This is a genomic window from Streptomyces sp. NPDC102259 (genome assembly GCF_044766465.1).
Lineage (GTDB): Bacteria > Actinomycetota > Actinomycetes > Streptomycetales > Streptomycetaceae > Streptomyces.
The window spans coordinates 52,893-76,337 of sequence record NZ_JBIWMA010000023.1; the positions used below are offsets into that span (position 1 = coordinate 52,893).

Here is a 23,445-nt window from a genome sequence, read left to right on the forward strand (position 1 = left end):
GGGGGATGCCGACGGGGGCGGGCGCCCGTGCCGGCGGACGGGACTCCTCGGTCAGCCGAGGCGTCCGGCGAGCGTCCGAGGGGTGGGCCGGTCGAAGACCGCGCGCACCGGGAGCCGCGGATCGAGGCCGAGGGCGCGGACGCGGCCCGCGAGCCGCAGCGCGCGGAGCGAGTCGCCGCCCAGGGCGAAGAAGTCGTCGTCGGGGCCGATGTGTTCGAGACCGAGGACCTCGGCGAACAGTGCGCGTACGGCGTCCACGGGACCCTTGGAGGGAGCCGGCCGGCCGGGGAGCCCGGTGAGCGCCCGCCGGAGCCCGGCCGCGAGACGCTCGGCGGTGTCCCGGTCGAAGAGGTCGGGCCGGTAACGGAGTTGCAGGTGGAGCCGGTCGCCGGGCACGCCCATGACGGTCATCGGGTAGTGGTAGGCGTCCCGGCCCTCCAGACCGGACAGCCGTACGTCCGCGGCGCGTACCTCGTCCTTGCCGGCGGGGTAGTTCTCGAAGACGGTCGAGGTGTCGAAGAGCGGGGCGCCGCCGGCCAGCGCGTGGATGCGGGGCAGCCCGAGGTGGTGGTGCGGCGCGAGGGCGGACTGCTCGTCCTGTACGCGGGCGAGCAGGTCTTCCAGTGGTTCGCCGTCCGCCAGACGCACCCGCACCGGAACCGTGTTGATGAACAGCCCGACCCCGTCCTCCACCCCGGGGAGCTCCGGGGGACGCAGGGACACGGTCGCGCCGAAGACCACGTCACGCCGTCCCGTCGTCTCGGCCAGGACGAGCGCCCAGGCCGTCTGGAGCACGGTGTTGAGCGTGACCCGCAGCGTGCGGGCCAGCTCGGTCAGCGCGGCGGTCTCCGACTCGGTCAGCTCCGTCACGACCCGCTCGGGCAGCAACGGCGTGCCCCCGCGTGCGGCGTGCGGTGCGAGCAGGGTCGGTCCGTCGAGCCCGTCGAGCGCGTCCCGCCAGGCCTTCTCCGCGGCGTCCCGGTCCTGCCCGGCCTGCCAGGCCAGATGGTCGCGCACGGTGGCCCCGGGCAGCGGCCTGGGCAGCTGCTCCGCGCCCCTCTCCCGGGCCTCGTACAGGGCGAACAGATCGCGCAGCAGCACGGGCAGGGACCAGCCGTCGAGCAGGAGGTGATGGACGGTCAGGATCAGCGTGTGGTGCTCCGCCGTCTCCCGTACGAGGGCGAAGCGGGCGAGGGAGGGCCCGGTGAGCGGGAACCGGGTGCCTCGGTCCGCGGCGAGGAGCTCCGTCCGCTCGGCCTCCCGCGCGACGGGGGAGACGGGGGAGAGGTCGTGTTCGGCCCAGGACGGTTCCACGTCCCGCAGGACCACTTGCACCGGTGTGCCGGAGAGGAGGGTGTCGAAGGCGGTGCGCAGCGGGGCGTGCCGGCGGACCAGGTCCCGGCAGGCGGTCCGCAGGGCGTCACGGTCGAGCGGGCCGTCCAGCCCGAGGGCCAGCTGCACGGTGTAGACGTCCGCCGTCTCCTCGTCGTACAGCGCGTGGAACAACAGCCCTTCCTGCAAGGGCGTAAGAGGCAGCACATCGGTCACCGTGTGCCGGGCCCAGCGAGTCTCGAGCGCGTCGAGCTCGTCCTGGCCGATCCGCTCGTCGGCGACGGCCACGACCCCGAGGTCGGACGGGGTGAGACCGCCTCCGCCGGGAACGGCGGTGTGCGCGACGAGGGCGCGCAGCGCCCGAAACCAGGTGTCGGCGAGTTCGCGCACGCGTGCCTCGTCGAGCAGTTCGCCGGGCCAGGACCAGTTGGCGACCAGGCGGGGCCCGTCGGGGCGCTCCTCGGTGACGGCGTTCAGGTCGACGGCGTGCGGCAGCGGCATCCCGGGGTCGGCCGGGGAGAGGACGGCGTCGGTCTCGTCGGCGGCCTCCCAGTCGGCCGTGCCGCCCGCGGCGAAGCGGCCCAGGTAGTTGAAGCCGAGCTGCGGGGTGCGGCCGTCGGCGAGCAGGGGGCCGGTGTCGCGGTTGAGGTGGCGGAGCAGGCCGTAGCCGATGCCCCGGTCCGGTACGGCGCGCAGCTGTTCCTTCACGGTCTTGACGGCACGGCCGAGAGCGGCCCCGCCGGCCCACACGTCGTGCCAGTCCGTGACCCGGGCGTCGAGACGTACGGGATACAGGGCGGTGAACCACCCCACCGTGCGCGAGAGATCGACGCCGGGGGCGATCTCCTCCTGCCTGCCGTGACCCTCCAGGTCGACGAGGACGCCACCGGGCCGGTCCGGTCCGCGCCAGTGGGCGACGGCCAGTGCGAGAGCCGTCAGCAGGATGTCGTCGATCCCGGCGTGGAACGCTTCGGGCACGGCCGTCAGCAGCGCGGCCGTCTCCTCGGCGGGCAGGGTCAGGGTGATGTCCTCGCGGGTGGCGTAGACGTCGCGGGCCGGGTCGAGCGGGCGGGCGGTCAGCGAGGGGTCCTCGGCGGCCGACACCTCCTGCCACAGCGACAGTTCCGCCACGCGCGCCGGGGAGTGGGCGGCCTCGGTGAGCCGGTGCGACCAGGTGCGCAGGGAGGTCGGCACCGCATCCAGCGCGGCGAACGCGTCCTGTCCCGCCACCGCCGCCCGCCAGGCCGCCGCGAGGTCGGGCAGGAGGATCCGCCAGGACACGCCGTCCACGGCGAGGTGGTGCACCAGCAGCAACAGGCGGCCCGGCTCCGTCTCGCCGCGGTCGAGCCATACGGCCCGCAGGACGCGGCCGCCGTGGGGGTCCAGTTCGCGCCGTGCCGCCTCGCCCAGTTCCGCGAGGGTCGCGTCGGGGTCGCGGTGCCGGGTGAGGCAGTCCGCGGCCCGCACGGCGCCCCGCGCGGCGACCTCCGGCGTCCACCGGCCGGCACCGTCGTCCGCACTGTCGGCGCCGAGCCGCAGACGCAGCGCGTCATGCCGGTCGAGGACCGCCTGAAGAGCCGTGAGCAGGTCCTTCTCCCGCAGCCCGGCCGGGACGCGCACCAGCATGGACTGGTGGAACCCGGCCACCGGCCCGCCCTGTTCGCGCAGCCAGTGGACGATGGGCGTGGCCGGGACGGGCCCGGTGCCGGCGTCGTCGGGCTCAAGGGCGGGCGCCGTGCCGACCGGGGTGGCCACCGTGGCGAGCGCGGCCACCGTGCGGTGTCGGAACACGTCGCGCGGGGTGAGGCTCAGTCCGGCGCGGCGGGCTCCGGCGACGAGCTGGATGGACAGGATGGAGTCGCCGCCGAGTTCGAAGAAGCCGTCGTCCGGTCCGACGCCCGGCACACCGAGCACCTCGGCGAAGAGCGCGCACAGCGTTTCCTCCACCGGGCCCTCGGCGGTCCTTCCGCCGACGGCGGTGAACGCGGGGGCGGGCAGCGCCTTGCGGTCGAGCTTTCCGCTGAGCGACAGGGGAAGCCGCGCCAGCGGTACGAACGCCTGCGGGACCATGTGCTCGGGCAGGCCGTCGGCGCAGTGGGCGCGCAGCTCCTCGGCGTCGAACCCGGCAGCGCCTGCCGGGTCCGCCGGGACGACGTAGGCGACCAGGCGTCTGACCCCGGGCCGGTCCTCGCGGACGACGACCGCCGGGGTGCCCACGGACGGGTGACGGGCCAGGACGGACTCGATCTCGCCGAGCTCGATGCGGAAGCCGCGGATCTTCACCTGGTCGTCGGCCCGCCCCAGGTAGAGGAGTTCGCCGTCCTCGGTCCAGCGCACGATGTCCCCGGTGCGGTACATCCGCGAGCCGGGCGGGCCGAACGGGTCGGCGACGAAGCGTTCGGCGGTCAGCGCCTGCCGCCCGTGGTACCCGTGGGCGAGTTGGACGCCCGTCAGGTACAGCTCGCCGGGAACGCCCGCGCGGGCCGGTTGCAGACCGGCGTCCAGGACGTGGACGCCGGTGTTGTCGACCGGACGGCCGATGGGCACGGAGGCGGTGCGCGTGCCGCGGTGGCTGCGCCGGTGGGTGACGTCGACGGAGGCCTCGGTGGGGCCGTACAGATTGTGGAGTTCGGTGCCCGCGGCGTCGAAGAGGTCGTGGAAGCGGTCGGCGAGGGAGGCGGGGAGCGCCTCGCCGCTGCAGATGACCCGCCGCAGACCCGTGCACTCGGCGGCCGCCGGGGTCCGGAGGAAGGACTCCAGCATCGACGGCACGAAGTGCAGCGTCGTCACGCGCTCGCGCCGGATCAGCTCCGCCAGGTACGCGGGATCCTTGTGCCCCTCGGGCCGGGCCACGACCAGTGCGGCGCCGGTGATCAGCGGCCAGAAGAACTCCCACACCGACACGTCGAAGCTCGACGGCGTCTTCTGCAACACCCGGTCGGCGGGCGTCAGTTCGTAGGCGGACTGCATCCACAGCAGCCGGTTGACGATGCCCTGGTGGGGGACGAGCACCCCCTTGGGGCGGCCGGTCGAACCGGATGTGTAGATCATGTAGGCGGGCTGCCGAGGGTCCACGCGCGGCAGCTCCCCGCCGTCGGTCACGGCCTCCTCGGCCAGCCGGCCGTAGACCTCCGGGGTGACCACCAGGGCGGGGGAGGCGTCGTCGAGCATGTACCGCACCCGGTCCGGCGGATAGTCCGGGTCCACCGGCAGATACGCGGCCCCCGCCTTGTGCACGGCGTACAGCGTCACCAGCAGGTCCGAGGACCGGGGCAGGGCGACGGCGACGATCCGGGACGATCCGGCTCCCCGGGCGCGCAGGACGTGCGCCAGCCGGGTGGCCCGCTCGTCGAGTTCGGCGTACGTCAGGGTCGAGCCCTCGAAGACGACGGCAGGGGCCGAGGGCGTGCGCGCGACCTGCGCGGCGAACAGCTCGGGCAGGGTGGTGGCCGGGTGCGGGACGGCCGGTCCGGTGCCGGCGGCCGACAGTGCCGCCCACTCCTCCGCGTCGAGCGCGCCGACGCTGCCGCACGGCAGTTCGGGGGTGGCGGCCAGGGCGCCCAGGATCCGCACCAGACCGCGGACCAGCCGCCGCGCGGACGCCTCGTCGACGAGGTCGGCGCGATGGCTGAGGTCGAGGCGCAACCGCCGTCCGGGTACGGCCACCAGGCTGAGCGGGTAGTGCGTCGTGCCCGTGGCGGCCGTGTCCTCCAGGAGGGCGACGCGCACTCCGCCGAAGGTCCTGTCCAGCGCCTCCTGGTCGAAGGGGGCGTTCTCGAAGACGACCGCGGTGTCGAACAGGTCACCGAGACCGGCCGACCGCTGGATGTCGGCGAGACCGAGGTGATGGTGCGGGAGCAGAGCGGCCTGTTCCTCCTGGACGCGTTCCAGCAGGGCGTCGAACGGTTCGGCGGGGTCCAGGCGCACCCTGACCGGCACGGTGTTGATGAACAGACCCACGGTCTCCTCCACGCCCGGCAGTTCCGCCGGCCGGCCCGAGACCGTCGCCCCGAAGACCACGTCCTGGCGGCCGGTCGTCCGGGCCAGCGACAACGCCCAGGCGGCCTGCACCAGGGTGTTGACCGTGAGACCGCGCGATCGGGCGAACCGGGTCAGCTTCGCGGTCAGCGACTCCGTGAGCCGGGTGACCACGCGCCGAGGGAACGCGGACGGGCCGTCGCCCGCCCCGGCGGACGCCACGAGGGTGGGTTCGTCCAGGTCGCCGAGGGCCGTGCGCCACGCCTGCTCGGCGGCCTCCCGGTCCTGTCCGGCCAGCCAGGCGAGATGCCGGCGGAAGGAGGGCGCGGGCGGCATCCCGTCGGCGCTGCCACCCCGGTCGTACAGCTCGAACAGATCGCGCAGCACCAGCGGGAGCGACCAGCCGTCCAGCAGGATGTGGTGGTTGGTCAGGAGCAGGACATGCCGGTCGGCGGCCGTGCGCAGCAGCCGGAACCGCACGAGCGGCGGAGCGGCGAGGGAGAAGCGGCGCTCCCGGTCCTCGGCCGTGATCCGGTCGAGCGCGGCGGACCGCTCCGCCTCGGGCAGTGGGCTCAGGTCGTCCTCCGCCCAGGGCACCTCGACGGCGCGCGGCACGATCTGGACCGCCCGTCCCGTCCCGCGCTGGAGGAAGCCCGCCCGCAGCGCGGGGTGCCGTGTCAGCACGGTCTCGCAGGCCGTCCGCAGGGCGTCCCGGTCGAGCGGGCCGGTCAGCTCCATCGAGGTCTGGACGGTGTACACGTCGCTGCCCTCGTCGTCGTACAGGGCGTGGAAGAGCATGCCCTCCTGGAGGGGCGTCAGCGGCAGGATGTCGAGGTCGGGGCGGTTGCCGGTCGTCGACCGGGGCGCGGTGCTCGGCGTCGCGTTCACTGGGCGGACTCCCATTCGGCCATCAGCTCGGCCAGTTCGTCGTCGTGCAGGGCGATCGGCGGTAGTTCGGCTTCCTCGGCCCGGACGGGGGCCTGCGTGGCGGCGTCCTGGGCGACCAGGGCGAGCGCGGCGGCCGTCCGGTGCGTGAAGACGTCCCTGGCGGTGAGGACCAGTCCGGCCCTGCGGGCCCGCGCGACCAGCCGGACCGAGAGGATGGAGTCGCCGCCGAGGGTGAAGAAGCCGTCGTCGGGACCGACCCGGTCGAGGCCGAGGATCTCGCCGAACAGGGCGCAGAGGAGTTCCTCGCGGGGGCCGGCCGGGGCGCGTCCCGCCGCGTCGGCCGTGACGGCGGGGGCGGGGAGGGCACGCCGGTCGATCTTGCCGTTGCGGGTCAGCGGCAGGCCGGGCAGCGTCACGAACGCGGCGGGTACCTGGTAGTCGGCCAGCAACGGGGCCAGATGGGCGCGCAGTTCGGCGGCCGTCGGCGCCTGGACACCGGGCGGCGGCACGAGGTAGGCGGTCAGCCGTTTGACGCCGGGAGCGTCCTCGCGGGCCACCACACAGCACTGGGCCACCGCGGGGTGCCGGGCCAGAGCGGCCTCGATCTCACCCGGCTCGACGCGGAACCCGCGGATCTTGATCTGGTCGTCCGCGCGGCCGAGGAAGACCAGCTCACCCCGGTCGTTCCAGCGGACCAGGTCGCCGGTGCGGTACATGCGTCCGCCCGGAGCCCCGAAGGGGTCGGCGACGAAACGCTCGCCGGTCGCCGCCGGACGGTCCAGGTAGCCGCGGGCCAGTCCGGCGCCGGCCAGGTGCAGTTCACCGGCGACGCCGGGCGGTACGGGCCGCAGCGCGCTGTCCAGGACATAGGCGCGCATGCCGTCCAGCGGCCGCCCGATGGGCACCGTCGCCGGTACGTCCCGCTCGGCGCGCATCCGGTGGCGCGCGGCGAACACGGTGGTCTCGGTGGGGCCGTAGCCGTCGACGACGACCAGGTCCGGGTTGACGCTCATGACGGCACGGACGGCCTGACCGGGGACGACGTCGCCGCCCGCCCACACCTCCCGCAGCCCGCCGAAGCTGGTGGGCGACTCCTCGGCCAGCAGCCGGAACAGCCCCGCCGTCAGCCACAGCGCGGTCACGCCGTGCTCGGCGACCAGCCGCTCCAGGAGCGGCCCGTCGAGCTGGCCGGGCGGCGCGAGGACGATCCGGCCGCCACTGAGCAACGGCACCCACATCTCGTACGTCGCCGCGTCGAAGGCCTGGGTGGAGTGCTGGAGCACCGCCCGGTGGGCGTCGGCGGCGAACGCGCTGTCCCCGGCCAGGTCCCGTACGGCCCGGTGGGTCACGCCGACGCCCTTGGGCTCACCGGTCGAGCCCGAGGTGAACAGGACGTAGGCGAGCTGGTCGGCGCGGACCTCGGGGAGCGGGCCGGCGGCGTCGGACACGGGCGGGCCGGGTTCGTCGACGACCAGGAGCTGCCCGGCGGCGAGGTCCTGCGCCATGGCCCTCGACGCGCGGTCGGTCAGCAGGATGCGGGCCCGCGTGCCGCTGGTCATCGCGCGCAGCCGGTCGGCGGGGGAGCGGGCGTCGAGCGGCATGTACGCGCCGCCCGCCTTGAGCACGGCCAGCAGGGAGACGATCAGCTCGGGCGAGCGTTCCTGCAGGACGGCCACCCGCTCCTCGGGCCGCAGACCGAGAGCGAGCAGCCGGTGGGCCAACGCGTCGGCCCGGGAGTCGAGTTCGGCATAGGTGAGGGTGCCGACGGCGCCGGTGACCGCGACGGCGTCGGGTGTGCGCGCCGCCTGTTCGGCGAACCGCCGGTGGATCGCGCTGTCCGACGGGGGTGTGACGGCCGCGTTCCACTCGTGCAGTACGCGGGAGCGCTCCGCGGGAGAGAGCAGGTCGACGGCGGCGAGCGGGGCGTGCGGGGTGGCGGTGAACGCCTCCAGGAAGCGGGCCGTGCGTGCGACGACGGCCTGGGCGGTGGCGCGGTCGACGAGATCGGGGCGGTACGCGAGCCGCAGGGTCAGCCGCTCGCCCGGTTCGGCGATGAGCGTCAGGGGGTAGTGCGTGGCGCCGTAGCTGTCGGCGGTGCGCACCGTCAGCCCGGCCCGCTCCCGGACGGCCGCGCTGCCACCGGCGTGGTTCTCGAAGACCGTGGAGGTGTCGAAGAGCTGGTCGAGCCCGGTGTGCCGGCGCAGGGCGGCGAGGCCCACATGGTGGTGCGGCATGAGCGCGGACTGCTCGTCCTGGACACGGGCGAGCAGCCGCTCCAGCGGTTCGGCCGCGTCGAGCCGCACCCGGACCGGCACGGTATTGATCAGCAGACCGGCCAGCCGGTCGACGCCGGGGAGTTCGGCCGGGCGCAGGGAGACGGTGGTGCCGAAGACGACGTCGTCGCGGCCGGTCAGCTGCGCCAGGGTGACCGCCCACGCGGCCTGGACGACGGTGTGGGGCGTGAGGGAGTGGGCCCGGACGGTGGCGGTCAGCGCGGCGGTGCGCGCCGGATCGAGCGTCACCCGGACGTGCTCGGCGAGGACGGGAGCCCTGCCCTGGTCCGCGTCGGGCGCCGCCAGCGTCGGCTCCCCGACGCCGTCCAGCGCGGTGGCCCACGCCTCCCCGGCCGCCTGCTCGTCCTGCGCGGCGAGCCACTCCGCGTAGTCGCGCAGGGCGAGGGGGGCCGGTGCGCCGAGGTCCTCGCCCGTGTACTCGTCGAGCAGGTCGTCCAGCACCAGGGCGAGCGAGGCGCCGTCGAGCACGATGTGGTGGCCGGTGAAGACGAGGACGTGCCGCTCGGCGTCCAGACGCACGAGCAGGAAGCGCACGAGCGGCGCGGCGGCCATGTCGAAGGAGCGCGCGCGGTCGGCGGTCAGCTCGCGGGCGATCCGCTCCCGCTGACCGTCCGCCGGCAGGCCGGTCAGGTCCAGTTCGGTCCACGGCACGCTGTGCGCCCCGGTGATCACCTGGACGGCCCCACCGGACGCGGTCGGGATGAAGGCCGTTCGCAGGCACTCGTGCCGGGCCAGCAGCGCGTCGCAGGCGGCACGCAGCCGGTCCGGGCGCAGCGGGCCGGACAGTTCGTACGCGGTCTGCGCTATGTAGGGGTCGACGGCGGCCGTCTCGCCGTCCGCGCCTTCGTACTGGGCGTGGAAGAGCATGCCCTCCTGGAGCGGGGTGAGCGGCAGGACGCCCGTGTGCCCGGGGTGGGCGACGGCGAGGGCGGCGCGCTCGTCGTCGTCCAGGGCGACCAGCGGACGGCGGGAGCGGACGGGCGGCTGACGGCTCGGCTCGGGACCGCGCGCCACCTCGGCGAGCCCGGCGACCGTCTTGTGCCGGAACACGTCCCGGGGGTCGATGACGACCGAGCTCTCCCGGGCCCGCGCGGCCAGCCGAACGGCCAGTGGGGAGTCGCCGCCGAGGGCGAAGAAACTGTCGTCGATGCCGACCCGGCGCACGTCGAGGAGTTCGGCGAACAGGGCGCACAGCGTCTTCTCGACGGGGGTGCGGGGCGCGCGGCTGTCGGCCGCGGCGGTGATCTCCGGGGCGGGCAGGGCCGAGCGGTCGAGTTTTCCGTTGTGGGTCAGGGGCAGCGCGTCCAGGGCGACGAAGCCGGCCGGGACCATGTACTCCGGAAGGGACGCGGCCAGGTGCTCCCGCAGCGCTCCGGCCTCCGGCACGCCGGCACCGGGGGCGGGCACGACGTAGGCGACGAGCCTGCGTACCCCCGACCGGTCCTCGCGCACCACGACCCCGCACTGGGCGACGGACGGATGGGTGGCGAGGACGGACTCGATCTCCCCGGGCTCGACGCGGAAGCCGCGCAGCTTCACCTGGGTGTCGGCCCGGCCCACGTAGACCAGGAGACCGTCCGGGCCGCGGCGGACGAGGTCGCCCGTGCGGTACATCCGTTCGCCGGGAGAGCCGAACGGATCGGCGACGAACCGTTCCGCGGTGAGTGCGCCCCGGCCCAGATAGCCGCGGGCCAGTCCGGCGCCGGACAGGAAGAGTTCTCCCACGGCCCCGTCCGCGACGGGGCGCAGGGCGCTGTCGAGGACGCGGGCGCCCAGGTTGTCGACGGGGCGTCCGACGGTGGGGGAGGCCGCCGCGCGCAGGTCGCAGTACATCGAGTCGACGGTGCACTCGGTCGGCCCGTAGACGTTGCGGGCGGTCAGGCCCGGGGTGGCGCGCAGCTGGGTCCAGAGGTCGTCGGGGACGGCCTCGCCGCCGAGCACGAGCACACGGGGGCGGTTCGCGCCCTCCAGGAGCCCGGCGGTCAGGAGCTGACGGGCGTGGGTGGGCGTGGTGTCGAGCAGGTCGATGGCGTGCCGGTCGGCGTAGTCGGCGAGCGCCCCGGCGTCCCGGCGGGTCGCGTCGTCGACGACGTGCAGCTCGTGCCCGGCGACGAGCCACAGCAGCGCGGTCCAGGAGGCGTCGAACACGAACGCGTTGGTCAGCGCCACCCGGAAGCGCTCGACGTCCGCCTCCGCCACGGCGGGCTCGATGAAGACGCGCCGGTGGTGTTCGTAGAGATTGCTCAGGCTGCGGTGTTCGACGGCGACGCCCTTGGGCCGGCCGGTGGATCCGGAGGTGTGGATGACGTAGGCGAGGTGGCGGGGGAGCAGGGGCCGGGTGCGGTCGCCGTCCGTGGGGTCGGTGTCGGGCAGTCCGGGCAGGCCGAGCCCGGCGTCCTCGAGGAGCAGCACCCGGGCGTCGTCGCCCCGGGGGAGGGCGTCGCTGAGGTCGGCGGTGGTCAGGATCAGCGCCGGGTCGACCTCGGCGAGGATCTGCCGGGTGCGCTCGGCCGGGTGGTCCGGGTCCAGCGGGACGTAGGCGGCGCCGGCCTTGAGGACACCGAGCATCGCGACCACCGTGTCGGCGTCGCGCGGGAGAGCCAGCGCCACGCACTGCTCGGGTCCGACGCCGAGACCGGCCAGGAGATGGGCCAGCTGGTTGGCGGACGCGTTGAGCTCGTGGAAGGTGAGTGTGCGGCCGGGGGAGACCAGGGCGCGGGCGCCGGGGGTGCGGGCTGCCTGCGCGGCGAACAGGTCGGCGACGGTGGCGGGGGCGATCGAGCGCGGCGGCTCGCCGGTGCCGGACAGAGTCGCCTCGATCTCCGGGCCGGTCAGGGTGTCCAGACGGCCGAGGGGCAAGGCGGGGTCCGCCGTGGCCATGGCGGTGAGGAAGGTCAGGAAGCGCTCCTGGATCCGGGCCAGTTCACCCGCCTCGTAGAGCGCGGGGTTGGCGTCGAACGAGAACTGGAGCCCGTTGCCGTCGGAGCGCTCGTAGACGGAGAGGGTGAGGTCGCCGACCGGTCCGTTGGACATGTTGTGAACGGTGATGGGGTGCCCGGCGAACGTGACGTCGAAATCGAAGGGCATAATGTTGATCATGGGGCCGAAAAGATGCCGCCCCTCGTCGAGCAGACGCAGATCACGACGCAGATCCCCATACGGATAACGCTGGTGGCGCAGCAGCTTCCTGAGTTCCCCTGAGACATTGCGCAGTACGTCCCCGACCGTCATCTCCGGGGAAATGCTGACGCGCAACGGCAGTTCGTTGGACACCATTCCCGGCACGTTCCGGGCCTCGGCTCCATGGCGGGCGGAGACCGGAATTCCGAGAGTGATGTCACGTATTCCGGTGACCCGATGAAGATGCGCGGCGACAGCCGCGACGACGACCGCCGACCAGGTCGTGCGGGAGGCTCGGGCGGTGGCGCGCAGGCTGTCCAAAACCTCGGGCGAGAGGCGCGTGAGGTGGCGCAGGAACGTGTCCGAGGGCGGCGCGGCGCCTCCGGAGCCGGCGAAGGTGGCGATCTCGTCGGGCCGGTCGGCGAACCGCTCGGTCCAGTGCGCCCGGTCCTTGCCGTACTGCTCGGAGTGGCGGTAGGCGGTCTCTCCGTCCAGCAGTGCGGTGTACGGCGCGAAAGCGCCCTCGTCGGTCGGCTCGCCAACGGCCAGGGCGGTGTAGACGCGGGCCACGCGGGCGGTGACGGCCGCCGCCGCGAACGCGTCGACGACGAGGTGGTGGTAGCGCTGGTGCCAGAAGTAGCGGTCGTCCGCCAGCCTGATCAGGGCGTACGCGAACAGGTCCCCGTGGGCCAGGTCGACGGGGCGCGCCAGATCCGCGGCGATGTACGCGCGCGCCGCCGCCTCCGGTTCGTCCTCGCCGGACAGGTCCACCCGGGTCAGCCGGGGGCCTGACGCGGCGCCGAGCACCTGCCGAGGGCCGTCGCGTTCCTCCGTCGGCCGGATGTGCAACGTTTCGGCCTCGCGGACCACTTGCTCCAGGGCGGTCTCGAATATGTCCCCGTCGACGGGCCCGTGGATCTCCACGAATTCGCCGACGTTGTAGACGGGAGAATTCTGATTCAGCTGGTGCGCGAACCAGACCCCGCTCTGGGCTGCCGTCAACGGCAGCGAAGTGTGCTGGGCAGCAGACATGACTCCACCTCGGTCGGAGCTACGGCGGTCGGGAGCACCGCGGAATACCGTGAACGTGCCGCGTCGCGTGGGTCCTTGCGCAGGGAGCGGACGCTTTACAGATGATTTCCCCGAGGCGTTCTTCGCTCAAGTCACGGGATGGCGTTACAGAGGTGTTCATCGGCGTCCGGCTCGGCGGGGCGTCGAGCGCGGACTTCGCCACGATCGGGACGAGATCCGGGAGGGGGCGACATCGTCAGCCCGGCGAGCACAGGCGCGCCCCGGAACCCCGGAACAGCCCCGCACATCCCACGCAGCCCGCACATCCCACATAGCCCGCACAAAGAATGTCTGGTCAGCCGGGGGAGGCGTCCGTCGAGTGGTGTCGTTCGGCGCCGTCATGTGGCGTCCCTTGAAGGGCAGTTCTGTGAACTGTGCTGATCGAACACTGTTCGGGGTGATCGAAACTCTCGTATAGTGACGCCCGGTTGATCACCGACTACAAACTTCTGTGCACTATCTGCCCCTTAGGACAACACAAGGGTCGCGTTCCCGAGCGGCCACCCGAGGACCTGAGCGATGACCGCGCCCGCCCCTTCCGGCGACCGATCCACCATCCGTTCGCTGCTTCCCCTACCTCTGCTGACCGCTGCACTGTCCGCCCTTGCCGTCATATGGGCCGTCACGGTAGTACCCGAGTCGGCGCAGACGCTCGTGGGCTGCGGCGGCGCCACCGCCGCGGTGCTGTTGTGCGTGGCCGTCACCGTCGCCGTGCACGCGCGGCGCGCCGGGCGCTCCGTACGTGCCGCGCTGCTGACGGCGACCGCCGAGGCCGAGCGGGCCGCCCAGGAGCGCGACCTCCAGGCGGAGCGATGGCGCCGTGAACACCAACGGCACACCGACGCCACCGCACACGAACGAGCCCGGCTCGCCGAGGAGTTCACCAGGGAACGCGCCGTGCGCGCCCAGGAGGCCGAGGCCGAGCGGGTCCGGCTCGCGGCCGAGGTGCGCAGGCTCTCCGAGCAGCTCGACCGCGCCCTGGGCGACCGCGACACCGCGATCTCCGCGACGGCCAACGCGGCGGCGAGGATGCAGGCACTGGCCACCGGCACCCTGGCCGACCTGCGCGCCATGGAGGAACGGCACAGCGACGAGGACGTCCTCGCCGACCTGCTGCACCTGGACCACCGCACCGCCCAGGCCGGCCGTCTCGCCGACTCCGTCGCCGTCCTCACCGGCGCGCGTTCGGGACGCCGTTGGGCGCGCCCCATCTCCATGGAGTCCGTTCTGCGCGGCGCCATGGGCCGGATCAGCGGTTACCAGCGCATCCGCCTGCACTCCGTCAGCGACACCGCGGTGGCCGGACACGCGGCCGAGGGCGTGATGCACGCGCTCGCCGAAGTGCTGGACAACGCCGCCAACTTCTCGCCCCCCAACGCCGAGGTGCACGTCTACGTCGAGGAAGTGCCGGCCGGCGTCATCGTCTCGGTGGAGGACAGCGGGCTCGTCATGAGCGACGTCCAGCTGCGCCGTGCGGAACAGGCCGTCTCCGGCGACGCGGGCGGACTCGGCGGACTCACCGGCACCCGGCTCGGTCTCGCCGTGGTGGGACGTCTCTCCCGCAAGCACGGCATGAAGGTGTCCTTCCGGCCCTCCGCGCGGGGCGGCACCGGTGTGCTCATGCTCATCCCCCAGGACATCCTCACCGTGGCGTCGTCCCCCGTGCGACGTCCGGCGGACCCGCCGGCCCACAGCGCCCCGACGCGCGCCCCGCAGCCGGACCGCGGAGCGTCCGCTCCCGCCGAAGCCGCCACGCCCCCGGAGCACGTCCAGCCCCACGCGGAGACCGGCGCCGACGCCCCGCAGACGGGCGACGGGCTGCCCAAGCGCCGGCGCGGCCGCACCCTGGCCGCCGCCGAGGGCGCACGCGCCGCCGCCCAGAGCGCCGAGCGCCGCACGGACCCGCCCGAGGACATCCGCACCCGCGCCAACCGCTTCGGAGCCTTCCGCCAGGCGGTGCGCGCCGCCGGTCCGGCGGAACGCACGGGCGGGCACCCGCTGCCGGCCGCCCCCGACGACTCGCACGCCACGCCGTCCCCGCAGACCGAGACGGCTCCCGGCAGTCCCACCCCCTCGCACCCGGAAGGCGACACCACTTCATGACCGGCACGACCACCGCCGACGAGAAGCTCACCTGGCTCATAGAAGGACTCCTTGAGCGCACCCCGGGCGCACGGCACGCCCTCGTGCTCTCCCGCGACGGGTTGAAGCTGTGCCGTACCCCGGAACTGACGGTCGACCAGGCCGACCAGCTCGCCGCCATCGCCGCCGGCATCCAGTCGCTGTCGCACGGCGCCTCGGTCGAGTTCGGCGACGGCAGCGGAGGCGTGCGTTCCTCGATGACCGAGTTCTACGGCGGAACGCTGTTCATCGTGGAGGCCGGTGAAGGCGCGCACCTGGCCGTGGTCACCACCGAGGAGGCCGAACCCGGACTCGTCGGGCACAACATGAGCGAGCTGGTGGAACAGCTCGGCGAGCACCTGACGGCCCCGCCCCGCACGGCGTGAAGCGGCCGGGCAGGGACGACGCCCCCGACCGGCTCTACACCCTCACCGGGGGACGCAGCCGCTCGGGGCCCGACAGTCCCTTCGACCTGGTGACACTGGTCGTGGCCGAGAGCGACCCCACCGTCGGCATGCAGTCCGAGCACGCGGCAGTCCTCAGACTGACGCAGGCACCCACCGCCGTGGTGGAGGTCGCCGCCGAACTGGGGCTTCCCGTGAGCATCACCAAGATCCTGCTGTCCGACCTGCTCGCCGCCGGCCGGGTCAGCGCCCGTCACCCCCGCAACTCCGCCCTTCCCGATCCCGACGTCTTGGAGCAGGTGCTCGTTGGACTCCGCAACCTCTGACGTGCGCACCCCCCTGGGTGCCACCGCCGACAACGGTCTGAAGATCGTGGTCGTGGGCGGCTTCGGCGTCGGAAAGACGACCATGGTCCGTTCGGTCAGCGAGATCCGCCCCCTCAACACCGAGGAGACGATGACGAGGGCCGGCGAGACGGTCGACGACATCAGCGAGATCCGCGGGAAGACCGCGACCACCGTGGCCTTCGACTTCGGCCGGATCACCCTCGACGAGCGCAACGTGCTGTACCTCTTCGGCGCGCCCGGCCAGGAACGCTTCTGGTTCCTGTGGGACCGGCTGTTCTCCGGAACTCTCGGCGCCGTCGTCCTGGTCGACACCCGTCGCATCGACGATTCCTGGTACGCGATCGACCGCCTGGAGCGCCACGGCACGCCGTTCATCGTGGCCTGCAACGACTTCGGCGGCGCCCGCCACGCGCACAGCGACGTCCGTGAGGCCCTCGACCTCGATCCGCAGGTGCCCCTGATCGACTGCGACGCCCGTACCCGGGAGTCCAGCAAGCAGGTCCTCATCACGCTCGTCCAGCACATCCAGAGCCGGTACGCCGGGCAGCGGGCCCACGCCGCCGCTTCACCACGGGAGTTCGTGTGAGCACCGACGCCGTTCCGCTCAGCGGACCGCGCTTCCAGACCGACCCCGCCCGGCTGTACCGGGAGATGCGTGCGCGGCACGGCGCCGTCACCCCTGTCCTGCTGGACGGCGGCGTCCCCGCCTGGCTCATCCTCGGCTACCGCGAACTGCACCAGGTCACGGGCGACCCCGTCCTGTTCAGCCGCGACTCGGAGCTGTGGAACCAGTGGGACACGATCCCCGGCGACTGGCCCCTGCTGCCGATGATCGGCCGCAAGCAGCCGTCGATCCTCTACACGGTCGGTGAGCGGCACCGCGACCGGGCCGCCATGATCAGCAACGCGCTGGAGGCGAGCGACCCGACCCGGCTGCGCCGCCACGCCGAGCGGTTCGCCGACGAACTGATCGACGCGCTGTGCGCCGAGGGAACGGCCGATCTCATCGGCCAGTACGCCATGCTGCTGCCCGTACGCGTCCTGGCGCGACTGTACGGCTTCTCCGACGAGGACGGCCCGGGCCTGGTCACCGCGCTCAACGACATGATCGACGGCCGGGAGCGCGCCCTCGCCGGACAGTCCCATCTGGCCGCCTCCATGGGCGAGTTGCTCGCCGTGCGCCGGGCCGCGCCCGCCGACGACGTCGTCTCCCGCATGCTGTCCGACCCCGGCGGTTTCACCGACGAGGAGATCGCCCAGGACCTCATGGTGATGATGGCGGCCGGACACCAGCCCACCGCCGACTGGATCGGCAACTCGCTGCGGCTGATGCTCACCGACTCCCGTTTCGCCGCCTCGCTCTTCGGCGGCCGCAACAGCGTCGCGGAGGCGATGAACGAGGTGCTCTGGGAGGACACGCCCAGCCAGAACGTGGCAGGGCGCTGGGCCTCGCGGGACACCCACCTCGGCGGGCAGCACATCCGGGCCGGGGACCTGCTCATCCTCGGTCTGCAGGCGGCCAACTCCGACCCTCAGGTGCGCCCCGTCGGAGACGAGCTCACCGGCGGCAACAGCGCCCACTTCTCCTTCGGTCACGGGGAGCACCGCTGTCCGTTCCCGGCCCAGGAGGTCGCCGAGGTGATCGCCCGGACGGGGATCGAGGTCGTCCTGGACCGGCTGCCCGACATCGATCTCGACGTCCCGGCCGATGCGCTGACCCGCCGCCCCTCGCCCTGGCTGCGCGGGCTGACGGAACTGCCCGTGCGGTTCACACCCACCCCTGCCCTGGGAGGCAACTGATCATGACGTTCGGAACCGAAGAGCTGCGGATTCCCCTGGATCCGTTCGTCACCGACCTGGACGGGGAGAGCGCCAAGCTGCGGGCGGCGGGACCGCTGGCCGCGGTCGAACTGCCCGGCGGGGTCCCGGTGTGGGCGGTCACCCGGCACGCCGAGGCCAGGGCGCTGCTGACGGACCCCAGGCTGGTCAAGGACATCAACGTGTGGGGCGCCTGGCAGCGCGGCGAGATTCCGGCCGACTGGCCCCTGATCGGCCTGGCCAACCCGGGCCGCTCCATGCTGACCGTGGACGGCGCCGACCACCGCAGGATGCGCGGCCTCGTCGCCCAGGCCCTCACCCCGCGCCGGGTGGAGGCGATGCGTGAGCGGATTACGGAACTCACTGGACGACTGCTGGACCGGCTGCCCGCCGACGCCGAGGTCGTCGACCTGAAGGCGGAGTTCGCCTACCCCCTGCCGATGTACGTCATCGCCGACCTCATGGGCATCGAGGAGAGCCGGCTGCCGCGGCTGAAGGTGCTGTTCGAGAAGTTCTTCTCCACCCAGACCCCGCCCGCGGAGGTCGTCGCCACCCTCGTCGAACTGGCGGGGACCATGGCCGAGACCGTCGCCGCCAAGCGTGCCGAGCCCGGTGACGATCTGACCAGCGCGCTCGTCCTGGCCTCGGAGGACGGCGACCGTCTCACCGACGAGGAGATCGTCTCCACGCTCCAGCTCATGGTCGCCGCCGGCCACGAGACGACCATCTCCCTCATCGTCAACGCCGTCGTCAACCTCTCCACCCACCCCGACCAGCGGGCACTGGTCCTGTCGGGCGCGGCGGACTGGTCCGCGGTGATCGAGGAGACCCTGCGCTGGTCGACGCCGACGTCGCACGTGCTGATCCGGTTCGCGACCGAGGACGTGCCGGTCGGCGACCGTGTCATTCCCGCGGGCGACGCGCTCATCGTCTCCTACGGCGCGATAGGCCGCGACGAGGAGGCGCACGGCCCCTCGGCCGGCGACTTCGACATCACCCGTGAGACACGCACCCGCCACATATCCTTCGGCCACGGCCCGCACGTCTGCCCCGGCGCCGCGCTGTCCCGTCTGGAGGCGGGCGTGGCACTGCCCGCGCTGTACGCCCGTTTCCCCGGACTGGACCTGGCGGTGGCGCCGTCGGTCCTGCGCAACAAGCCGGTGGTGACCCAGAACGACCTCTTCGAGCTCCCCGTACGGCTCACCTCCCCGACCGTCTGACGCGCTTTCGAGCACGACTTCACCACCCGTGCATCCGTACGGCCGTGCCGCGAAGAAGAGACAGGTGACGAGCTCCCGTCCCGTGACCCCCGAGCCGGGACGGGAGCTCGTCCCGCCTCTGCGGGCCGAGCGGGATCCTCGAACAGAACCTGCGCGGTGAGGCGCTCGAAAACCAGTGGAACAGCGCCGCTGTGCGCCACTACCGTGCTGCCGAACCAAGTAGTCCAGGCAAGGACGTGCCGTTGTACACCGTGTGAGACCTCCCGAGCGCTGAATCGTCGCGCGTCGCGCATCTGCGCCGCGCTCCTTTTTGCTGCGGACTTCTCACTGAAACCGGTGTACTTCTGTGCTCGAAAACTGGGTGGTCGTGCCCACCTGCCTCCCGCTCGTCATCCGCCGCTGCCACGCGTGCGCGTCCGAGCGCTTCCGGGCAAGCGGAAAATTCCGCGTCAACGCACACCACAAGCTCATCGACGCCTGGCTCCTCGTGCTCTGTACCGCCTGCGGGGAAACAGCGAAGCTCACGATCCTGGAGCGGATGAACGTGCGCTCCGTACGACCTGAGCTGCTGGACCGGCTGCATGGCAACGACCCTGGCCTGACAGCCGAGTTGCTCCAGGATCCGGTCGTGCGGCGCCGTAGTCGCATCGCCCTCGACTGGGACGACGCCTGGCGCCTCGACACCGGCGGTTCGGATCACCTGGACCGCGAGGTGATCGACGTCTCGGTCCGCTTCGCGGCGCGGATCCCTGTCCGGCCGGTGCGACTGATCGCCGAGGGGTGCGGCCTTTCACGGGCCGAGGTCGAGAGACTGATCACGGAGGGGAACCTCGTTTCGGCGGTCCGGCTGAGCGGCAAACTCTCCGGCGACTTCACCTTCACGCTCAAACGCTGAGCCTTCCTCGGTACCAGGGACCGGCAGCCAGGGACCAGCAGCCAGGGGCCCGCAGGGGCAGGAGCGGTGGCTCGGCTGGCCCACCAGCACGCGGCTGGGGCCCGTGACAGGCCCCAGCCGCGTGAGGGGGCGCGGCGGGGTGTCAGCCGTGGTAGTTGATGTAGCCGTTGCCGTCCGCGTCGTCGGCCCGCTTGGTGTACGAGTGGACGTCCGCCTTGGCGCCGGTGGGCTTGAGCAGGTAGATGGTGTCCTTGTCGTTGTTCCAGATGAAGTTGCAGTTCTGGCGGTAGACGACGTTGCCGGCGTCGGAATCGGTGCCTTTGCCGCCGCGCAGCTTCACGTAGTCGCCGGGCTCGAGCCTGTGGCCGGCGGCGAAGGTGAACTTGTTGCCCGTGGCGTCCTTGACGACGTAGCCCTTGAGGTCGACGGTCGCGGTGCGGGAGTAGTTCTTGATCGTCAGGTACTCGTCCTTGGTGTTACCGCCGGAGCACCGGTTGGAGTCGCTGCCGGGGGCGTCGTACTGAACGCCCTTGAACTTCAGCGCGGATGTGTACTCGGTGGCCTGGGCCGGTCCGGCGGCTATCACGGCGATCGTGCCCGCAGCGGCGACTGCGGCCAGGGTGTGGCGCATACGCATGAGGAATCCCCCCTCTGTGGTGCGAATGGAGCGCCTGGAGTCTAGGGCCTGTCGTTTGGATCATGCCGCGCGTCGCGGGGTGTGGCACGCTCGGGCCCGCCGACAGGGCACCGTGGGTCAGGCCGACCTGATCCAAACGACAGACCCTGGCGGACCGCTCGACCACTCCCGCCCACGTCCGAAACCCGGAGCCCAGGGGCGATGAGTCTCGCCGTGGTCGCCGGTCTGTATCTACGACACGCGATCAACCGCAGTCGAGGAGAGCACCATGACCGCCACCTACACATTCGACGTCTTTTCCAGCCTCGACGGCTTCGGTGCCGCCGGCGGCGACTGGACCGGCTACTGGGGTAAGCAGGGCCCTGAGCTGCTCGACCACCGTCTGGGCCTGTACGACGAGGAGCAGCGGATGGTCTTCGGGGCCAACACGTACCGGGCGTTCGCGCGGATGCTGGCCTCGAGCACCGAGGAGTCCGAGGTGCGTGACCCGTGGGTCACACGGATGAGGAGCTTGCCGGCGACGGTGGTGTCGAACACGTTGGAAGGATCCCTCGACTGGCCGGACGCGGGCATCGTGCGCGGTGATGCCGTCGACGTCGTCGCTCGGCTCAAGGAGGAGTCCGAGGTGCCGTTGCGCTCGCACGGCAGCCTGTCGATGAACCGGGCGCTGATGGCCGCCGGCCTGGTCGATCGCGTCCAGGTGACGCTCTTCCCCGTGATCACCGGGCAGACCGGGCTGGACCCGATCTTCCGGGGTGCGGCCGATTTCGACCTCGAGCTGATCGAGCACCGGACGCTCGACGGCCACGTCCAAGAGCTCGTCTACCGGCCCACCCTGCATGTCTGAGGCCGTCCCTCGAGGACCGCCCGCGACGCGCCGACCACCGGTCAACCGCGTGTAGTCGTCGGCGGGCAACGGCCCTACAACGCGGACGCCCACTACACCCACGGCCGCACGTGTCACGCCCTCGGCGTCAAGGGCCACCCCGTGCACACCGACGGGCCCGCCGACCGCGGGAGAACGGCGACCGGAGGTCCACCCTGTCCGAACCCGCACGGCGCTAGCGTGGGGTCGCATGATCGTATGGCTCAACGGAACCCACGGCGCAGGCAAGACGACGACCAGTGCACTCGTGCAGCAACTGGTGCCGGATTCACGGGTGTTCGACGCCGAGAAAGTCGGTGAGACGCTCATGGACATCACGCCGGGGCTGCCCGCGACGGACAACTTCCAGCACTGGCCGCCGTGGCGGCCGCTCGTCGTCGAGACCGCCCGCCGCGTACTCGACTACACCGGCGGCACTCTGGTGATGCCCATGACTGTTCTGGTCGAGCAGTACTGGCGTGAGATCAGCACGGGCCTCGCCCGACATGCCATCCCGGTGCGGCACTTCGTCCTCCACGCCGACCAGGACACCCTCCGCGGGCGGATCGAAAGGGACACCGTTCTCGGCCCCTCCCCGTTCCGGCTCAGCTACCTCGAGCCCTACGCCGAGGCGGCCCGCACCTGGCTGCACGGCGAGGCCGAGGTCGTCGACACCACGCACCTCACGCCCGACCAGGCCGCTCTGCGGATCGCGGAGGCCGTCAGGAGCTGAGGCGCCCCACGCTCGCGAGTCGGCCAGCGGGGGTGACGTCCCCATGGGTATCAGCGCCTCCGCCGCCTCCGGCCTGAACGACAGGCGGCGGAGGACGGCAGTCGGGCCGTGCGCTCAGGTGGGCTGCGGGGTGAGGCGCTTGTGGCCCTTGCGGTCGTAGTAGGCGGCCATCGCGAAGCCGAAGAGGAGACCGAGGGCCGCGCCGATCGCGATCATGATCCAGGCCCGGGTCAGCCCGGCGTCGCCGCGTGCGTCGAAGTAGAGGATCGCCCGGACGCCGTCGCTGAGCTGGCGCATGGGCTCGAAGTGGGACAGGAAACGGTAGAAGTCGGGGACCGCCTGGAGGGGGACGGTGGCGCCCGAGGAGGGCAGGCCGAGCACGATGAACACGAACATGGACACCAGCTGGCCGATCCCGCCGAAGGCCGCGTTGATGGCCTGGACGCCGAGACCGACCGCGAGGGTCGCGCAGTACGAGTAGACCCACAGCAGCGGGATGTGGGTCGCGTCCATACCGAGGGCGCTCACGCAGGCGAGCAGTACGAGGGAGACGCTGAGGACCGAGATACCGGCCGTCATGGCCATCTTCAGCAGCAGTGTCTGGGTGCGGTTGATCGGCACCGTGGGCAGCCGGGTGTGCCAGGGGCCGATCTCGTTGTCCGCGTATCCGAGGGCGGTGTCCACGCCGTTGCTGATGACGTTGCCGCCCATGAAGCCGGCCAGCACGAGCAGCAGGGTGTAGTAGAAGGCGCTCAGACCGAGGCCGCTGTGATTGCCCAGGGGGTGACCGACCTGGGTGACGACGTTCACCGGGTCGGCGAGCAGCAGCTTGGTCGTGGAGTTCGCTTCCGAGGCGGCGGCCGTGAGCTGTTTTCCGATGCTCTGGGAGGCCTGCTGGGCCGCCGTAGTGGTGATCTTGCTCGCGAGGGAGGAGCCGAGGCTGCCCTTGGCGGGGTTGGTCAGCACGGTCATGGTGGGTCGCGCGGTCGCCTTCGCGCTGGTGAGTGCGGCGACGGAGTCGGTGAAGTCCGCGGGGATGACCAGGGCGCCGTAGACCTTGCCCGAGTCCAGCTCGTCCTGGGCCTGGGCCCGGGTCAGTTGCCGCCAGTCGGCCGTGTCGCTGGTGGAGTCCGAGGTGATGGCCGCGGCCACCTGGGTGCCGAGGTTCTGTTTCTGCCCGGTCGGCGGCGTGCCGGTGTCGCCGTTGACGAGCGCGATCGGCAGGTCGTGCAGGTCGCTCTGCGGGCTGACGACGCCGCCCATGTAGAGCAGCGACAGCAGCAGGGCGAGCAGTCCGGTGAGGATCGTGGGCACCAGCCACAGCTTGGGGCGGCGCAGGAGCGTGGTGGCGCGTGCTTGCGGGCCGGTGCCGGGGGTCGAGCCGTCGGCGGTCATGGTTCTCCGTCGTGTCTGGGGCGTGTCTGGGGTCAGGCGGGTGGGTGCCCGCGCCGGGACCGGCCGCCGTGGGCTGCCGGCCGGGATGAGGAGGTACGGCGAGTCGCCCCAAGTCTCCTCGCACCTCGGTCCGCCGGAGTGCAGACAGTCTGTCGAGAGACGCGGCACCAGCCGGATGGGGCCACCCCTGCCTCACCCTGCCGAGTCGGCACCCGCTCTCGACGCGGACACGTGCCGGGGCGGACATGCCGATGGCCGCCCGTACCTCGCGCCGCCGCGTCCGGCCAGGGCCTCCAGGCGCAGGATCGTCCGTGCGTCCGTGCGTCC

Annotated in this window: 13 protein-coding genes; 9 read left to right on the forward strand and 4 right to left on the reverse strand. The window is 72.5% G+C overall.

Features of this window, described 5'->3' with window-relative positions:
- Nucleotides 1-51 precede the first annotated feature (51 nt).
- Together ACIRPU_RS35665 and ACIRPU_RS35670 are read right to left on the reverse strand one after the other, a co-directional pair.
- The gene (locus ACIRPU_RS35665; protein ID WP_403874837.1) at nucleotides 52-6,198 is read right to left on the reverse strand and encodes an amino acid adenylation domain-containing protein; all 6,147 of its coding nucleotides are present in this window, start codon (nucleotides 6,196-6,198) and stop codon (nucleotides 52-54) included.
- Nucleotides 6,195-12,644, reverse strand: coding sequence for an amino acid adenylation domain-containing protein (locus tag ACIRPU_RS35670; protein ID WP_403874839.1), 6,450 nt, complete (start codon nucleotides 12,642-12,644; stop codon nucleotides 6,195-6,197). The genes ACIRPU_RS35665 and ACIRPU_RS35670 overlap by 4 nt, the downstream gene beginning before the upstream one ends.
- Nucleotides 12,645-13,202: 558 nt before the next feature.
- On the opposite strand from ACIRPU_RS35670, the gene ACIRPU_RS35675 reads away from it, so the two are divergent.
- The 7 genes from ACIRPU_RS35675 to ACIRPU_RS35705 all read left to right on the forward strand — a co-directional run bounded on the left by ACIRPU_RS35675 (nucleotide 13,203) and on the right by ACIRPU_RS35705 (nucleotide 19,488).
- Nucleotides 13,203-14,786, forward strand: coding sequence for an ATP-binding protein (locus tag ACIRPU_RS35675; RefSeq protein ID WP_403874841.1), 1,584 nt, complete (start codon nucleotides 13,203-13,205; stop codon nucleotides 14,784-14,786).
- Nucleotides 14,783-15,190 (forward strand): roadblock/LC7 domain-containing protein, encoded by a 408-nt coding sequence (locus ACIRPU_RS35680; protein ID WP_020126464.1) that lies wholly within the window; start codon nucleotides 14,783-14,785, stop codon nucleotides 15,188-15,190. Before ACIRPU_RS35675 ends, ACIRPU_RS35680 begins: the two co-directional genes overlap by 4 nt.
- Entirely contained in the window at nucleotides 15,187-15,534 is a 348-nt protein-coding gene (locus tag ACIRPU_RS35685; RefSeq protein WP_314225445.1) for a DUF742 domain-containing protein, read from the forward strand. The genes ACIRPU_RS35680 and ACIRPU_RS35685 overlap by 4 nt, the downstream gene beginning before the upstream one ends.
- Nucleotides 15,515-16,141, forward strand: coding sequence for a GTP-binding protein (locus ACIRPU_RS35690; RefSeq protein WP_403874844.1), 627 nt, complete (start codon nucleotides 15,515-15,517; stop codon nucleotides 16,139-16,141). The genes ACIRPU_RS35685 and ACIRPU_RS35690 overlap by 20 nt, the downstream gene beginning before the upstream one ends.
- The gene (locus ACIRPU_RS35695; protein WP_403874846.1) at nucleotides 16,138-17,355 is read left to right on the forward strand and encodes a cytochrome P450; all 1,218 of its coding nucleotides are present in this window, start codon (nucleotides 16,138-16,140) and stop codon (nucleotides 17,353-17,355) included. The genes ACIRPU_RS35690 and ACIRPU_RS35695 overlap by 4 nt, the downstream gene beginning before the upstream one ends.
- Before the next feature lie 2 nt (nucleotides 17,356-17,357).
- Complete coding sequence (locus tag ACIRPU_RS35700; RefSeq protein ID WP_403874848.1) at nucleotides 17,358-18,593, forward strand: cytochrome P450; 1,236 nt, start codon at nucleotides 17,358-17,360, stop codon at nucleotides 18,591-18,593.
- 346 nt (nucleotides 18,594-18,939) lie between these two features.
- Nucleotides 18,940-19,488: a DUF1062 domain-containing protein gene (locus tag ACIRPU_RS35705; RefSeq protein ID WP_403874850.1), complete on the forward strand. Its 549-nt coding sequence runs from the start codon at nucleotides 18,940-18,942 to the stop codon at nucleotides 19,486-19,488.
- Nucleotides 19,489-19,630: 142 nt separating this feature from the next.
- On the opposite strand, the gene ACIRPU_RS35710 is transcribed toward ACIRPU_RS35705, so the two are convergent.
- Nucleotides 19,631-20,125, reverse strand: a complete 495-nt coding sequence (locus ACIRPU_RS35710) for a lamin tail domain-containing protein (RefSeq protein ID WP_403874852.1) — start codon at nucleotides 20,123-20,125, stop codon at nucleotides 19,631-19,633.
- Nucleotides 20,126-20,393: 268 nt separating this feature from the next.
- On the opposite strand from ACIRPU_RS35710, the gene ACIRPU_RS35715 reads away from it, so the two are divergent.
- Together ACIRPU_RS35715 and ACIRPU_RS35720 are read left to right on the forward strand one after the other, a co-directional pair.
- Nucleotides 20,394-20,972: a dihydrofolate reductase family protein gene (locus ACIRPU_RS35715; RefSeq protein ID WP_403874854.1), complete on the forward strand. Its 579-nt coding sequence runs from the start codon at nucleotides 20,394-20,396 to the stop codon at nucleotides 20,970-20,972.
- Between the two features lie 229 nt (nucleotides 20,973-21,201).
- Nucleotides 21,202-21,723, forward strand: coding sequence for an ATP-binding protein (locus ACIRPU_RS35720; RefSeq protein ID WP_403874856.1), 522 nt, complete (start codon nucleotides 21,202-21,204; stop codon nucleotides 21,721-21,723).
- Nucleotides 21,724-21,837: 114 nt separating this feature from the next.
- On the opposite strand, the gene ACIRPU_RS35725 is transcribed toward ACIRPU_RS35720, so the two are convergent.
- A complete protein-coding gene (locus ACIRPU_RS35725; protein WP_403874858.1) occupies nucleotides 21,838-23,118 on the reverse strand; it encodes a DUF3533 domain-containing protein in 1,281 nt (426 codons plus the stop codon).
- Nucleotides 23,119-23,445 lie beyond the last annotated feature (327 nt).

What these genes read in the sequence shown, in the direction of transcription:
- ACIRPU_RS35725 (WP_403874858.1), bottom strand. Translation starts at nt 23,118, where the DNA reads ATGACCGCCGACGGCTCGACCCCCGGCACCGGCCCGCAAGCACGCGCC.
- ACIRPU_RS35675 (WP_403874841.1), top strand. Translation starts at nt 13,203, where the DNA reads ATGACCGCGCCCGCCCCTTCCGGCGACCGATCCACCATCCGTTCGCTG.
- ACIRPU_RS35720 (WP_403874856.1), top strand. Translation starts at nt 21,202, where the DNA reads ATGATCGTATGGCTCAACGGAACCCACGGCGCAGGCAAGACGACGACC.
- ACIRPU_RS35680 (WP_020126464.1), top strand. Translation starts at nt 14,783, where the DNA reads ATGACCGGCACGACCACCGCCGACGAGAAGCTCACCTGGCTCATAGAA.
- ACIRPU_RS35670 (WP_403874839.1), bottom strand. Translation starts at nt 12,644, where the DNA reads ATGTCTGCTGCCCAGCACACTTCGCTGCCGTTGACGGCAGCCCAGAGC.
- ACIRPU_RS35715 (WP_403874854.1), top strand. Translation starts at nt 20,394, where the DNA reads ATGACCGCCACCTACACATTCGACGTCTTTTCCAGCCTCGACGGCTTC.
- ACIRPU_RS35710 (WP_403874852.1), bottom strand. Translation starts at nt 20,125, where the DNA reads ATGCGTATGCGCCACACCCTGGCCGCAGTCGCCGCTGCGGGCACGATC.
- ACIRPU_RS35700 (WP_403874848.1), top strand. Translation starts at nt 17,358, where the DNA reads ATGACGTTCGGAACCGAAGAGCTGCGGATTCCCCTGGATCCGTTCGTC.